Raw genomic sequence first — 13,720 nt, forward strand, 5'->3', positions numbered from 1 at the left:
GACACGCCCCCGTCTCCGCGGAACACGTTCGAGTCCCCGAGACGCACCCGAATACGGCGGCGTCTCACACGGAACACGGCGTCTCACCGAGACGGGGGCGTCTCGCCGAGACGGGGGCGTCTCGGCCGGACTACGAGCGGCGGACGGCGCCGAGCCGCGGCAAGCGCGGGACGTTGGCGGTCGCGCCGGCCTCGGGCGGGACGATGACCTCTTGCGTCGCGGCCACGACCACGTCGTCCGCGAGCAACTGCAGCGTCGCCGTCGGGTCGAGGGAACGCTTCACGACCGCGAGACCGATCGGACCGAGCTCGTGGTGGACGGCCGAGGCGGACAGCCGCCCGACCTCCTTGTCGTCGAGCAGCACCGGCGTCCCGGGGGCAGGCAGCACCGCGTCGGAGCCGTCCAGGTGCAGCATCACCACGCGACGCGGCGGGTGGCCGAGGTTGTGGACCTTCGCGACGGTCTCCTGCCCGCGGTAGCAGCCCTTCGACAGGTGCACGGCGGAACGGAGCCAGTCGAGCTCGTGCGGGATGGTCCGCTCGTCGACGTCACCCAGTGCCGGACGCCACGCGGCGATCCGCAGCGCCTCGATCGCGAGCAGCCCCGCGGCCGGTTCGTCGGACGCCGCGATCGCACCCGCGGTGCCGGGGGTGACCACGGCGATGCGGAGGGTCCAGTCGGAGCCGGGATGGGCCTCCAGGTCGGCGTAGCCCCACCCGCCGGGCGTGACGGACGACCAGGGGTCGACCCACTCGGTGAGTGGCGCGTCGGGCAGGTCGACCGCTGCGAACGGCGCCGCGGCGCCGAACCAGCCGAGCGTCACGAACTCCGAGGAGCGGTCCGTGACCTCCACCCGGAGCATGAAGCGCATCGAGTCGAGCCACGCGGCGAGCGGTGCGGCGTCGGTCGGCTCGGTGAGCAGCCACGTCGTCGACCCGTCGTCGACGACGCGTGCTGCGTGTTCGACCCGGCCGGACTGGTCGAGCACGAGCGTCTCGGTCGAGACGCCCGGCGCGAGACCGAGCAGCAGTTGCGACGTGATCGAGTTGAGCCAGGACAGCCGGTCCGGCCCGGAGACCGTCACGACGCCCAGGCCGAGTTCGACGACGGCGCGGCCCCGCGCGAGCAGTCGCTGCTCGCCGAGCGGGTTGCCGAAGTGTGCGGCGGGACCGAGATCGGACGCCACGAACCCGTCGCGAGCTGCGAACGCCGACATCAGTCGACCTTCGCGAGCTGCCCCGAGGCGTGCGAGGTGAGTTCCCGGCCGAGCGCGGCGATGTCCCACGCCCAGAAGAGCTTGCCCTCGACCAGGCCGTACAGCCGGGTCGCGGCCGAGTAGTCCTTGGCGTTCGGCGAGCGGAGCACGGCGTCGGTGGCCAGGTCGATGCGGCCCTTGAGCACGCGCCCGACGTACAGCTCGTTGACCCCGGTCGGGTGGATGATCGCGGCCTCGACGTCGAAGCCGTCCGCCGCGTTCCGCAGGGACTCGACGCTCGCGGTCGTGCTGAAGGGCGCAGGGCCCTCGCCGAGGAGCATCCCCGGGCCCCGGTCACCCGGCTCGACGGGACGGTCGATGCGCCAGTAGCCCATCTCCGCCGCCAACGGGGTGTGCTCGTCGTCGAGCAACCACGTCGTGGACGAGTAGTTCAGGTACGGCAGGCCGTCGTGGCTGAAGCTCACGCGCTGGCCGAACTCGTACTTGCGGGGTTCTTCGTCGTCGCCGACGGGGTACTCGACGACACCGGTGCCTTCCCAGACGCCGACGAGCCAGGAGAGTGGGACGAGTTCCGGGGCGAGGCCCTCGGGCAGTTCGATCAACGCTGGCCCTTGAAGAGCTTCACGACGACGGTCACCGAGACGAAGGCGATCGCGAGCGACGCCAGGCCCAGGAGACCGACGTAGAACAACTCGAGCGGGAGCAGCGAATCCATGCCCCGAGTCTACGCGGCTCGGCTCAACGCACCAGGAGCACCACGGCGGTGACCAGCACGACGACGAACGCTCCGGACGCGGCGGTGCTGATCCGTTCCACCAGACCGTCCTTCGTCGCGGTGATGAGCTGGAGCACGAAGCTCACGAGCACGCAGAGGACGAACACGAGCAGGAGCCAGGCGAACGAGTTGCGCTGGGTGAGTGCGAGGACGAGCACTGCGCCGACGACGGCCAGCACCCAGACCGGCAGGACGGACGTCAGCCGGAGGCGGCGCTGGTCGGTGGGCTGCACGGGCTCGGTCACGCGCTCCATCATGACAGCAGCACGTCCGGAGCGCCCCGCTCGCCGGTGGGACCGCCCGGAGCCGGGACCGCCCGCGGTGGGCGCCGTCCGTCGGGTCGGCGCCGGGCCACGTCCGACTGGTCCGCGCGGGGCACCGTCCGCCTGGTCCGCGGGGTGCACCGTCCGCCTGGTCGGCAGGGCCGTTCCCGAGCATCACTAGGATGTGTGCACGACGTCCCCCACGTTCTGGAGGTCCTGTGGCCCAGCTCCTGGTACTCACCTCTGCCGCGCCCGGCGACGTCCTGCCGAGTCTCGGACTCCTGAGCCACCGGATCCGCCACGTCCCCGCCGAGGCCGCCCAGCTCATCAACGCTCCGCAGAGCGACCTGATGTTCGTGGACGCCCGCACGGACCTCGCGAGCGCGAAGGCCCTCTGCAAGATCCTCGCGTCGAGCGGCTCGACCACCCCGATCATCCTCGTCGTCACCGAAGGTGGGCTCACCGCGGTGACGAGCGAGTGGAACGTCGAGGACGTCGTGCTCGAGACCGCCGGGCCTGCCGAGGTCGACGCCCGCATCCGGCTGAGCGCGGGTCGCGCCACGAAGAACCAGTCCAGTCCGAAGATCCAGGCCTCCGGCGTCGTCATCGACGAGGCCAGCTACTCGGCGAAGGTCCGCGGGCGGCCGCTCGACCTCACCTTCAAGGAGTTCGAACTCCTCCGCTTCTTCGCCACGCACCCGTCGCGGGTCTTCACGCGCGAGCAGCTGCTCAGCGAGGTCTGGGGGTACGACTACTTCGGCGGCACCCGCACGGTCGACGTGCACGTCCGCCGGTTGCGCGCCAAGCTCGGCGACCTCGAGTCGCTCATCGGCACGGTCCGGAACGTCGGCTACCGCTTCAACGTCTACGACGACGAGGCCGACCGGCTGTCGGCCCAGTAGTGGTCGCGCTCGAGCAGTTCACCGTCATGGGTGAACCGCGCGCCTTCTCCGACCAGACCCTGGTCGACGTGCGCGCGGGTCGCGCCACCGTCATCGGAGACGACCGCGGTGTCGCCGTGGTGCGCGGCGGGGAGCTCGAACTGGTCGTCAGCCTGGAGGCGCGTGGCCAGGGCCTCGGGACCGCGCTCGTCACACGGGCGCTCGGCCCGGACGACGCGCCCGGCGTTGCGCCGACCCTCGCGTGGGCACACGGGGACCACCCCGCTGCCCGGGCACTGGCGGCACGCTTCGGTTGGTCGCCTGTCCGCACGCTCCTGCAGCTCCGCGCCCCGATCGCCACCGTCGCCCCCGACCCCGCAGCGCCCGACGGGTACGCCCTGTCGTCGTTCCGCGCCGGCGACCCCGCGGACGAAGCAGACTGGCTCGCGCTCAACGCCGCCGCCTTCGCCCATCACCCGGAGCAGGGCCGGATGACGTTGGAGGACCTGCGCGCCCGCGAGGCCGACGCGTGGTTCTCCGGGGACGACCTGCTCCTGCTCCGCGATGCCGCGGGCGACCTGGCGGGGTCGTGCTGGCTCAAGGTCGAGGACGGCATCGGCGAGTTCTACGCCGTGGCCGTGCGGCCCGACCTGCAGGGGCACGGACTCGGCGGCGTGCTCATGCGTGCCGGGGCCGCGCGGTTGGCCGGTCGCGGCCTGTCGGCGGCGGCGCTCTACGTCGAGGGGGACAACGAGCCGGCGCTGGCGCTGTACCGGCGGTCCGGGTTCGAGCAGTACGCGATCGACGTGCAGTACGCCGCGCCGCCGGCTGGTTCGTAGTCCACACGGCACCCGTTCACCTCCGGTTTCCACAGGAGCCACCTCCTGCCCGCCTGTCGGAGGGACCGGGTGGCAGGATGTGGGGATGGACACCGAACCGCAGCTCGACGGCGAATCCGTCGCACCCGACCTGGACGACTTCGACGAGGTCGTCGAGATCGAGCACGAGTCGCTGCCGTCGGACCGCTACTTCGACCGCGAACTCAGCTGGCTCCGCTTCAACCAGCGCGTGCTGGAACTGGGCGAAGACCGCACGCAGCCGCTGTTGGAGCGCGCGAACTTCCTGGCGATCTTCGCGTCCAACCTCGACGAGTTCTTCATGGTCCGGGTCGCCGGCCTCAAGCGCCGCATCGACACCGGCATCGCCGTCCCGACCAACGTCGGCCGTGCACCGAGCGACGTCCTGCAGGACATCGCGAAGAAGGCGCACGAGCTGCAGGACCGTCACGCGCAGGCGTTCATCGGGTCGCTGAAGCCCGACCTCGACGCCGCGGGGCTCCACATCGAGCACTGGTCCGACCTGGACGAAGCCGACCGCCTGCGGATGCGCGAGTACTTCAACGAGCAGATCTTCCCGGTGCTCATGCCGCTTGCGGTCGACCCCGCGCACCCGTTCCCCTACATCTCCGGCCTGTCGCTCAACCTGGCGGTGCGCGTGCGGAACCCGAAGTCGCAGCGGCAGGAGTTCGCGCGCCTCAAGGTGCCGCAGAACTTCTCGCGCTTCATCAAGCTGCCCGACGACGGCTCGGGCCGCCAGCGCTTCATCCCGCTCGAAGACCTCATCGCGAACCACCTCGCCGACCTGTTCCCGGGGATGGAAGTGCTCGAGCACCACGTCTTCCGCGTGACCCGGAACGAGGACGTCGAGATCGAGGAGGACGAGGCCGAGAACCTCATCCAGGCCCTCGAGCGCGAACTGCTCCGTCGTCGGTTCGGCCCGCCCATCCGCCTCGAGATCACCGAGGACATGGACGCGGTCACGCTCGACCTCCTGGTGCGCGAGCTCGACATCACCGAGCAAGAGGTCTTCCGTCTCCCCTCGCCGCTCGACCTCGGCGGCCTGTTCGAACTCTCGAAGATCAACCGTCCCGACCTGCACTACCCGCGGCACGTCCCGACGACCCCCGTGCAGTTCCAGCCGGGCGAGCCGAACACGAAGCCCGACCTGTTCCGGGCGATCGCGTCGCGGGACGTCCTCGTCCACCACCCGTACGAGTCCTTCGCGACGAGCGTGCAGGCGTTCCTGGAGCAGGCCGCGGCCGACCCGAACGTGCTCGCGATCAAGCAGACCCTGTACCGCACCTCCGGCGACAGCCCCATCGTCGAGGCCCTGATCGACGCGGCGGCCGCCGGCAAGCAAGTCCTGGCGCTCGTCGAGATCAAGGCGCGCTTCGACGAACAGAACAACATCGGCTGGGCGCGCAAGCTCGAGAAGGCCGGCGTGCACGTCGTCTACGGCCTGGTCGGGCTGAAGACCCACTCGAAGCTGGTGCTCGTCATCCGGCAAGAGGGCGGGACCCTCAAGCACTACAGCCACATCGGGACGGGCAACTACAACCCGAAGACCTCGCGCATCTACGAGGACATGGGCCTGTTCACCTCGGACGACGTCGTGGGCAAGGACCTGACGCGCCTGTTCAACGAGCTGTCCGGGTACGCGATCGAGAAGAAGTTCAAGCGCCTGCTCGTCGCGCCGCTCCACCTGCGGAAGGGCCTGCTCAAGCGGATCCAGACCGAGGCCGACAACGCCCGAGCCGGCAAGCCCTCCGGCATCCGGATCAAGGTCAACTCGATGGTCGACGAGCAGATCATCGACGCGCTGTACCTCGCGAGCCAGGCCGGCGTCCCGATCGACATCTGGGTGCGCGGTATCTGCTCGCTGAAGCCCGGGATGGAAGGCGTGAGCGACACGATCCGCGTCCGGAGCGTCGTCGGGCGGTACCTCGAGCACTCCCGCACGTTCGCGTTCGCCAACGACGGCGACCCCGCCGTGTTCATCGGCAGCGCCGACATGATGCACCGGAACCTCGACCGCCGTGTCGAGGCCCTCGTGCGGCTGTCCGCGCCCGAGCACATCGCCGAGGTCCAGGAGATGTTCGACCTGGCGATGGCCGACACGTCGAGCTCGTGGCACCTGGAGTCCGACGGCGAATGGACGCGTCATTCGACCGATGCGGACGGGCGCCCGCTCGACGACGTGCAGAATGTCACCATGCGGAAGATCTCGGCGCGGAAGCGCTCGACTCGGTGAGCGGCGGTTCATCCGGCCCCGTCGTCGCAGCGGGCGCGGTCGTCTGGCGCGAGCAGGACGGCGTCCCCCTCGTGTTGCTCATCCACCGTGAGCACCACAAGGACGTCTCGTTCCCGAAGGGCAAGGTCGACGCGGGCGAGGCCGTCCCGACGGCCGCGGTCCGCGAGATCGACGAGGAGACCGGGTACCGCGTGCACCTCGGAGCGCCGCTCGGTGCCGCGGAGTACGTCCTGCCGAACGGCCGCGACAAGATCGTGCACTACTGGACCGCCCGGGTGTCGAGCAAGGAACTCGAACGAGCCGGAACGTTCCAGCCCAACGACGAGGTCGCCTCGCTGGAGTGGGTGACGATCGACGACGCCCGCAACCGGCTCACGTACTTCCGCGACGTGGCGATCCTCGAGCGGTTCGCCGAGCGCGCCGCCGTCGGAGAACACCGCACGTTCGCCCTCATCGCGCTCCGGCACGCGAAGACCGTGCCCGGCTCGGACTGGGACGGTCCGGACGCGACCCGCCCGCTGCTGCCCGTCGGCCGTTCCCAGGCCCGGGAGGTCGCTGCTCCCGTCGCCGCCTTCGGCCCGAAGAAGATCATCAGCAGCACGGCGGCCCGTTGCCTGGCGACCGTCGAGCCGCTGTCGGCACAGACCCACATCGGTGTGCAGAGCTCACCGGACATCAGCCAGGAAGCCCACGACCGCGGCGCCGCGGACGTCAAGGGCGTCGTCCGGAAGCGGCTCGACAAGGCGAAGAGCACCGTGCTCTGCTCCCACGGCCCCGTGCTGCCGGACATCATCGCCCGCATCGCCACGGCGACGGCGGACGACAGCGGGCGCTTCGACCTCCGTCGCGCGGCCATGCTGTCCGTCGGTGACTTCGCCGTGATGCACATCGCGGACGGCAAGCTGGTCGCCGTCGAAACGCACCGGAACGCCGTCGCCGCCTGACACGAGGCCGCGATCGACGTGACCCGCCCTGCGGACCCGACCCGAGCCTCCAGGCCGGCCTGACCGACCAGCCACGCGCCGGGCTGCGGCGGGTGTCGGTGTCGGTGGTGCCGGCACGGGTGTCCGCGTCGGTTCCGACCTCGACGTCGACGTCGACGGAATGCAGGCATGACGCCTCAGATCTTGCTCCTCGACCCGCTCCTCCGCGCGGTGAACCGTGCAGGACTCCCCCCACGTTCACCTTCCGTTCACCAAAGCGGGTCATTCGCGTCACCTCTCGTCCCTACAGTCACTCCCGGGTCGGCACCGGCCCAGGGACCCGCAGCGGTCCACCCTGCAATGACATTCCCGAAGGGACCCCTGTGAACATCAAGCGAATCGGTTCGATCGCAACAATCGCGATCGCCGGCGCAGTCGTGCTCTCCTCCTGCGCGGCGAACGAGGGCAGCACCGGCGCCAGCACGCCGACGTCCTCCTCCGGCACCGACTACTCGAAGCTCTCGGGTACGCTGACCGGCTCCGGCTCGTCGGCGCAGCAGACGGCCGAGGCCACCTGGGCCGCCGGCTTCCAGAACGTCGCCTCCGGCGTCACGGTCAACTACTCGCCCGACGGTTCGGGCGCTGGCCGCAAGAACTTCATCTCGGGTGCCGCGGACTTCGCTGGCTCCGACGCCGCGCTGAAGGACGAGGAGCTCTCGAGCACCTTCGCCCTCTGCAAGGCGGGCACGAAGGCCATCGACATCCCGGTCTACATCTCCCCGATCGCGATCGCCTACAAGGTCGACGGCGTCAAGGACCTCACCCTCGACGCGAAGACGATCGCCGGCATCTTCTCCGGCAAGATCACGAAGTGGAACGACCCGCAGATCGCGTCGCTCAACAAGAGCGCCAAGCTCCCGGCGTCGAACATCACCGTCGTGCACCGTTCGGACGACTCGGGCACCACGCAGAACTTCTCCCAGTACGTGTCGGCCAACGCCGGTGACGTCTGGACGCAGGCTCCGAGCCAGACCTTCCCGTACCAGGTCGGCGACAGCGCCAAGGGCACCTCGGGCGTCGCGTCGGCCATGGCCAGCGCGTCGAACGCGATCACCTACATCGACGACTCCGGTGCGGGCACGCTCGACAAGGCGAAGCTCGTCGTCGGCAGCGACACGACCGAGATCTCGGCCGAGGGCGCCGCGCAGGTCGTGACGGACTCCAAGGTCGTCGCCGGCCGCGCGGACAACGACCTCGCGATCGACATCAACCGCAAGGACACCGCGAAGGGTGCGTGGCCGCTGGTCCTCGTCTCCTACGCGATCGCCTGCCAGGAGTACAAGGACGCCGCCAAGGGCACGCTCGTGAAGGGCTACCTGGACTACGTCGTCTCGAAGGACGCGCAGGACGCGGCCGCGACGCAGGCCAAGTCGGCCGCGCTCTCGTCCGACCTGCAGACGAAGGCCGCGAAGGCCGTCGCCTCCATCAAGTAACACCCCCTGAGCGCCCGGACGCCGATCCCACCTGACCGGTCGGCGTCCGGGCTCTCGCCCGTCCAGGACGGACGGGCAGCACCACCCAACGCATCACAGCACCACCGCATCACAGCACCACCGCACCACTGCACCACCCGGCGCCCCACCACCCGGCGCCGCAGCACCACCGCTGCCCGAGTCGGGCGGCACCCGACAGACCCGAACCCGTCCGCCTCCCCCGGCGATCCTCCGACAGGAGTCCCATGACGACCGCTCCGGCCCAGCAAGGGGTCACCGTCATCCAGAAGCCGAAGCCCGTCGTGCGCATCGGTGACCGGGTGTTCTCCGCCGCTTCCGTCATCGCCGGCGGCCTCATCCTGTTCGTCCTCGTGCTCGTCGCCGCGTTCCTCGTGTGGCAGAGCATCCCGGCCTTCAGCGCCAAGGTCGGCGAGCTGCCGAACAACGCGACGAACTTCTGGGACTACGTCGGCCCGCTCGTCTTCGGCACGGTGTGGTCCGCGATCATCGCCCTCGTGATCGCCGTGCCGCTGTCCCTCGGGATCGCGCTCTTCATCTCCCACTACGCACCCCGCCGGGTCGCACCGGTGCTCGGGTACGTCATCGACCTGCTCGCCGCGGTGCCGTCGGTCGTCTACGGCCTGTGGGGCATCGTGGTGCTCGCCCCGTTCGTGAAGCCCTTCTACGGGTTCCTCAACGAGTACCTCGGCTGGGTCCCGCTGTTCTCCGGGCAGGTGTCCGGCACGGGTCGCACCATCCTCACGGCCTCCATCGTCCTGGCGGTGATGGCCATCCCGATCATGACGGCCGTCATGCGCGAGATCTTCCTGCAGGCGCCGCGCCTCAACGAGGAGGCCGCCCTGGCCCTCGGCGCGACCCGCTGGGAGATGATCCGCCTGTCGGTCCTGCCGTTCGCGAAGTCCGGCATCGTGTCCGCGATCATGCTCGGCCTCGGCCGCGCGCTCGGCGAGACGATGGCGATCGCCCTGGTCCTGTCGGTGTCGACGAACATCACCTTTCAGATGCTCACGTCGCTCAACCCCTCGACGATCGCCGCGAACATCGCGCTGCAGTTCGCCGAGGCCTCGGGCACGGCCCTGAACGCGCTGATCGCGTCCGGCCTGATCCTGTTCGTCATCACCCTGGTCATCAACATGCTCGCGCGGTACATCGTCCGCAACCGAGTCAGCTGAGAGGTACGCCCCGATGTCCCTCGCATTGCGCCAGTCCGGCGTCGCCGGCAACGTCTACGCCAACGGCAAGCTCCCCCGCTCCGTCCCGTGGCTGCTCCTGATCGGCAGCTGGGTCGCCCTGATCCTGATCTTCGCCCTGCTGAACGCCGGCGGGTCGGTGAAGGACTTCAACGTCGTCGCCGCGCTCTTCCTCGGCACGGTGCTGTTCGACGTGCTCATCGTGGTCGTCTCCCGGATCGTGGAGGGCGGTCGCAAGGCCGTCGACCGCCTGATCACGTCGCTCGTCGTCACCGCGTTCGTCGTGGCGGTGCTGCCGCTGGTGTCGCTGCTGTGGACGGTCCTCGCCGACGGGCTCGCCCGCTTCGACGCCGCCTTCTTCTCGTACTCGATGCGCGGGGTCATCTCCACCGGCGGCGGCGCCGTGCACGCCCTCATCGGAACGCTCGAGATCACCCTGTTCGCCGCGCTCATCTCGGTGCCGATCGGTCTGCTGACCTCGATCTACCTGGTCGAGTACGGCAAGGGTGCGCTCGCGAAGGGCATCACGTTCTTCGTCGACGTCATGACGGGGATCCCCTCGATCGTCGCCGGTCTGTTCGCGTACTCGCTCTTCGCGCTGTTCCTCGGCCCGGGCGCCCGCTTCGGGCTCGTCGGGTCGATCGCCCTCGCGGTGCTGATGATCCCGATCGTGGTCCGCTCCACCGAAGAGGTCCTGAAGATCGTCCCGATGGAACTCCGCGAGGCCTCGTACGCCCTCGGGGTGCCGAAGTACCTGACGATCCTGAAGATCGTGCTGCCGACGTCCCTCGCGGGCATCACGACCGGCGTGATGCTGTCGATCGCCCGCGTCATCGGCGAGACCGCTCCGCTGCTCGTCACGGCCGGGTTCACGACGAGCATGAACTACGACCTGTTCTCCGGCCCGATGATGACCCTGCCGGTGTTCGCCTTCACGCAGTACTCGCAGCAGGGCGCCAACCCGGTACCGTTCGTGGACCGTGCGTGGACAGCGGCGCTCGTCCTCATCCTGATCGTGATGGTGTTGAACCTGCTGGCCCGCTTCATCAGCCGTCTCTTCGCCCCCAAGCTCGCGCGCTGACGCGCGTCCGACCACCCAACCCAGAAGGATCCCCGTGTCCAAGCGCATCGAGGTCGACGGCCTCAACGTCTACTACTCGAAGTTCAAGGCGGTCGAGGGCGTCGACATCACGATCGAACCCCGCACCGTCACCGCGTTCATCGGCCCGTCGGGCTGCGGCAAGTCCACGTTCCTCCGCACGCTGAACCGCATGCACGAGGTCATCCCCGGCGCCTACGTCGAGGGGTCCGTCAAGATCGACGGCGACGACCTGTACGGCGCCGGTGTCGACCCGGTGCTCGTCCGCCGTCAGGTGGGCATGGTCTTCCAGCGTCCGAACCCGTTCCCGACGATGTCCATCAAGGACAACGTGCTCGCCGGCGTCAAGCTCAACAACAAGCGCCTCTCCCGCTCCGAGTCCGAGGACATCGTCGAGCGCTCCCTGCATGGCGCGAACCTCTGGAACGAGGTCAAGGACCGCCTCGACAAGCCCGGCATGGGCCTGTCCGGCGGCCAGCAGCAGCGCCTGTGCATCGCGCGGGCCATCGCGGTCCAGCCCGACGTGCTGCTGATGGACGAGCCGTGCTCCGCCCTCGATCCGATCTCGACGCTCGCGATCGAGGACCTCATCGAGGAGCTGAAGAAGGAGTACACGATCGTCATCGTGACCCACAACATGCAGCAGGCGTCGCGCGTCAGCGACAAGACCGCGTTCTTCAACATCGCGGGCACCGGGCACCCGGGCAAGCTCATCGAGTACGACGACACCGCCACGATCTTCTCGAACCCGTCGGTGCAGGCGACCGAGGACTACGTCTCGGGTCGCTTCGGGTGATCACCGCACGTCGCCCCGAGTGAGTCGCCCCGAGTGACGAACGGGAGGCCCGGGGCACGTCCGCCACGGACGGCACCGGGCCTCTTCCGGTATGCGCCTGCACCCATCGACCAACCACGCGTCGATCGTCGAGCGGATCGTCGAAGCATGCGCACGCAACGGATGAGCGCGCATCGAGCGACAGTGCACGAGTCGATCACCGGGTGCATCGTCGAACCATGCACACGCAGCCGGTGCGCCGGCGTGCAGCGACGCCGCCGGGTCAAGCGTTGGTCGGAACCGCCATCACCGGAGTGGTCGTGGGCTGCTTCGATCCACCCGCGGGCTCGACGGTCATCCCGATCGTCGCACCCTTCGCCATCGTGCCGGCCAGGACCGCGGAGTGGACGCCGTTCGACGCCTCGTCCACGAGCCCGGCACCGATGATCTTGTTCCCGGTGCCAGCCGAGTCGATGTACCAGAGCTGGTAGGTCTTGCCCGACGGCGGCTGCTGCACACCGTTCAGGATCACCGCGGACTTGCCGAGCCGGTTCGACCAGACGACCGTGGCCGTCCCGCCGCCGGAGACCTTGGCGGTGCTCCGCTGGAAGTCGGACGCCGCGTAGATGCGGTCGAGACCGCTCGACGCCTGCGAGGTCCCCGGTCCGGGCTCGTGGGACGGGGAGAACGCGCCGCCGACACCCAAGCCGACGCCGAGGAAGACAACGGCGACCGCGGCTGCGGCGGAGAGGGCTGCTGCAGGTCGCGTGAACCAGCGGCGACGAGCGGCTGCCGCAGCCGTTCCCTCGTTCGGGGCAGCGGCGGAAGCGGGCACGTGAGCCGGAGCGGTCGACGTGAACGGGGCAGGCTCGGCGACCCGGGTCTCGGACGCGAGGTCCGAGGCGGGGGCAGGGCGGGCCTCCAGGCCGGGGTGGGCGACCACGTCGCCTGCCGGAGCAGCCTGCGGGGTCCGCGCGATCTGGGCCATCAGCGACGCCTTGAGCGACGCGGGCGGCTGGATCGGCTGCACCGCGTAGGCGAGCTGCAGGGCCGTCTCGCGCAGGGAGTCGGTTTCGGACTGGAGCTCGGGCGAGGTCGTCAGGGCGTCTTCGAGGAGCGAGCGTTCCGTCTCCGAGAGGGCGTTCAGCGCGGCCGAACCGGTGAGCAGGGCCGGGTCGTCGTGGTGTTCCGTCATGACGTCACCCCCATCTCGTCTCGGAGTCGGATCATCCCGTCACGAAGGCGGGTCTTGACGGTGCCGATCGGGACACCGAGTTGTTCGGCCATCTCGCTGTGCGAGAAGCCGCCGTAGTAGGCGAGCTGCACGGCCTGGCGCTGGAACTCGGTGAGCTTGGCGAGGGCGCGGGTGACCCGCTCGTGTTCGATGCGGATCTCGACGGACTCGGAGACCTGGTCGAAGCCGGACTCGAAGTCACGGATGCCGATCTTCGTGTCACGGTCGTGGGAGGCCTGCGAGGCGCGGATGCGGTCGACGGCGCGGCGGTGCGCCATCGTCAGGATCCAGCTGGCCGCGGTGCCGCGCTTGCGGTCGAAGCGAGCGGCCTGCTGCCAGACCTCGAGGAAGATCTCCTGCGTCACTTCTTCTGACTGCGCACGGTCGCGCAGGAGGCGCGTCACAAGGCCGAGCACTCGTCCGGAGAGTTCGTCGTAGAGATCCGAGAAGGCTGCCTGGTCTCCGGTCGCCACGCGGCCGAGGAGTTCGTCAGCAGACACGGGTGCTGGTGCCGAGGAGGTCCAGCCGGTGTCGCGTTCCACGATGGCAAGCATTGCAGGTTTCCCTCCTCTCTGTGTCAGCGGACCGACACACGCGTCGGGGTCGCGTACCGGAGTGTGGCGAGGACCCCGCGTGACCCGCAGGGAATTGACCGCCAGGGAGCGGACCGGGTCGCACAGGACCCTCGCCTTCGTGACGGCTTTTCACGTCCGTCACGCTGATGATTCGGCGCCCTCGCCCCGATGGATTGGAGGGATGC

Annotated in this window: 13 protein-coding genes; 8 read left to right on the top strand and 5 right to left on the bottom strand. The window is 69.4% G+C overall.

Annotated elements, in window-relative coordinates; all coding sequences use genetic code 11:
• Positions 1–130 precede the first annotated feature (130 nt).
• The 3 genes from J7E22_RS04570 to J7E22_RS04580 form a co-directional block, all read right to left on the bottom strand.
• A complete protein-coding gene (locus J7E22_RS04570; RefSeq protein WP_214979412.1) occupies positions 131–1,216 on the bottom strand; it encodes a folate-binding protein YgfZ in 1,086 nt (361 codons plus the stop codon).
• The gene (locus tag J7E22_RS04575) at positions 1,216–1,818 is read right to left on the bottom strand and encodes an FABP family protein (protein ID WP_214979414.1); all 603 of its coding nucleotides are present in this window, start codon (positions 1,816–1,818) and stop codon (positions 1,216–1,218) included. The genes J7E22_RS04570 and J7E22_RS04575 overlap by 1 nt, the downstream gene beginning before the upstream one ends.
• A gap of 136 nt (positions 1,819–1,954) precedes the next feature.
• Positions 1,955–2,236, bottom strand: coding sequence for a hypothetical protein (locus tag J7E22_RS04580; RefSeq protein ID WP_214979416.1), 282 nt, complete (start codon positions 2,234–2,236; stop codon positions 1,955–1,957).
• 236 nt (positions 2,237–2,472) lie between these two features.
• Here J7E22_RS04580 and J7E22_RS04585 point away from each other — a divergent pair, with 236 nt between their 5' ends.
• The 8 genes from J7E22_RS04585 (at position 2,473) to pstB (ending at position 11,747) form a co-directional block, all read left to right on the top strand.
• Positions 2,473–3,156, top strand: a complete 684-nt coding sequence (locus J7E22_RS04585) for a response regulator transcription factor (protein WP_214979418.1) — start codon at positions 2,473–2,475, stop codon at positions 3,154–3,156.
• 26 nt (positions 3,157–3,182) lie between these two features.
• Positions 3,183–3,974 (top strand): mycothiol synthase, encoded by a 792-nt coding sequence (gene mshD, locus J7E22_RS04590; RefSeq protein ID WP_214979419.1) that lies wholly within the window; start codon positions 3,183–3,185, stop codon positions 3,972–3,974.
• 85 nt (positions 3,975–4,059) lie between these two features.
• Entirely contained in the window at positions 4,060–6,225 is a 2,166-nt protein-coding gene (locus J7E22_RS04595) for an RNA degradosome polyphosphate kinase (RefSeq protein ID WP_214979420.1), read from the top strand.
• Positions 6,222–7,169: an NUDIX hydrolase gene (locus J7E22_RS04600; protein WP_214979421.1), complete on the top strand. Its 948-nt coding sequence runs from the start codon at positions 6,222–6,224 to the stop codon at positions 7,167–7,169. Before J7E22_RS04595 ends, J7E22_RS04600 begins: the two co-directional genes overlap by 4 nt.
• 362 nt (positions 7,170–7,531) lie before the next feature.
• Positions 7,532–8,641 (top strand): phosphate ABC transporter substrate-binding protein PstS, encoded by a 1,110-nt coding sequence (locus tag J7E22_RS04605; protein ID WP_214979422.1) that lies wholly within the window; start codon positions 7,532–7,534, stop codon positions 8,639–8,641.
• Positions 8,642–8,886: 245 nt separating this feature from the next.
• The gene (gene pstC, locus J7E22_RS04610; RefSeq protein WP_214979423.1) at positions 8,887–9,834 is read left to right on the top strand and encodes a phosphate ABC transporter permease subunit PstC; all 948 of its coding nucleotides are present in this window, start codon (positions 8,887–8,889) and stop codon (positions 9,832–9,834) included.
• A 13-nt stretch (positions 9,835–9,847) separates the two neighbouring features.
• Positions 9,848–10,933, top strand: coding sequence for a phosphate ABC transporter permease PstA (pstA, locus tag J7E22_RS04615; RefSeq protein WP_214979424.1), 1,086 nt, complete (start codon positions 9,848–9,850; stop codon positions 10,931–10,933).
• 34 nt (positions 10,934–10,967) lie between these two features.
• Positions 10,968–11,747, top strand: coding sequence for a phosphate ABC transporter ATP-binding protein PstB (pstB, locus tag J7E22_RS04620; protein ID WP_214979426.1), 780 nt, complete (start codon positions 10,968–10,970; stop codon positions 11,745–11,747).
• Between the two features lie 262 nt (positions 11,748–12,009).
• Here pstB and J7E22_RS04625 read toward each other — a convergent pair whose 3' ends face one another.
• Both J7E22_RS04625 and J7E22_RS04630 read right to left on the bottom strand, forming a co-directional pair.
• Positions 12,010–12,921 (bottom strand): anti-sigma factor domain-containing protein, encoded by a 912-nt coding sequence (locus J7E22_RS04625; RefSeq protein ID WP_214979429.1) that lies wholly within the window; start codon positions 12,919–12,921, stop codon positions 12,010–12,012.
• Positions 12,918–13,514 carry a sigma-70 family RNA polymerase sigma factor gene (locus tag J7E22_RS04630; protein WP_214979431.1) on the bottom strand — a complete coding sequence of 199 codons (597 nt, stop codon included), beginning with the start codon at positions 13,512–13,514 and terminating at the stop codon, positions 12,918–12,920. Before J7E22_RS04630 ends, J7E22_RS04625 begins: the two co-directional genes overlap by 4 nt.
• Positions 13,515–13,720: the final 206 nt, after the last annotated feature.

The organism is Curtobacterium sp. ISL-83 (genome assembly GCF_018613895.1).
Classification (GTDB): domain Bacteria; phylum Actinomycetota; class Actinomycetes; order Actinomycetales; family Microbacteriaceae; genus Curtobacterium.

What these genes read in the sequence shown, in the direction of transcription:
- J7E22_RS04570 (WP_214979412.1), bottom strand. Translation starts at nt 1,216, where the DNA reads ATGTCGGCGTTCGCAGCTCGCGACGGGTTCGTGGCGTCCGATCTCGGT.
- mshD (WP_214979419.1), top strand. Translation starts at nt 3,183, where the DNA reads ATGGGTGAACCGCGCGCCTTCTCCGACCAGACCCTGGTCGACGTGCGC.
- J7E22_RS04595 (WP_214979420.1), top strand. Translation starts at nt 4,060, where the DNA reads ATGGACACCGAACCGCAGCTCGACGGCGAATCCGTCGCACCCGACCTG.
- pstC (WP_214979423.1), top strand. Translation starts at nt 8,887, where the DNA reads ATGACGACCGCTCCGGCCCAGCAAGGGGTCACCGTCATCCAGAAGCCG.
- pstA (WP_214979424.1), top strand. Translation starts at nt 9,848, where the DNA reads ATGTCCCTCGCATTGCGCCAGTCCGGCGTCGCCGGCAACGTCTACGCC.
- J7E22_RS04625 (WP_214979429.1), bottom strand. Translation starts at nt 12,921, where the DNA reads ATGACGGAACACCACGACGACCCGGCCCTGCTCACCGGTTCGGCCGCG.
- J7E22_RS04630 (WP_214979431.1), bottom strand. Translation starts at nt 13,514, where the DNA reads ATGCTTGCCATCGTGGAACGCGACACCGGCTGGACCTCCTCGGCACCA.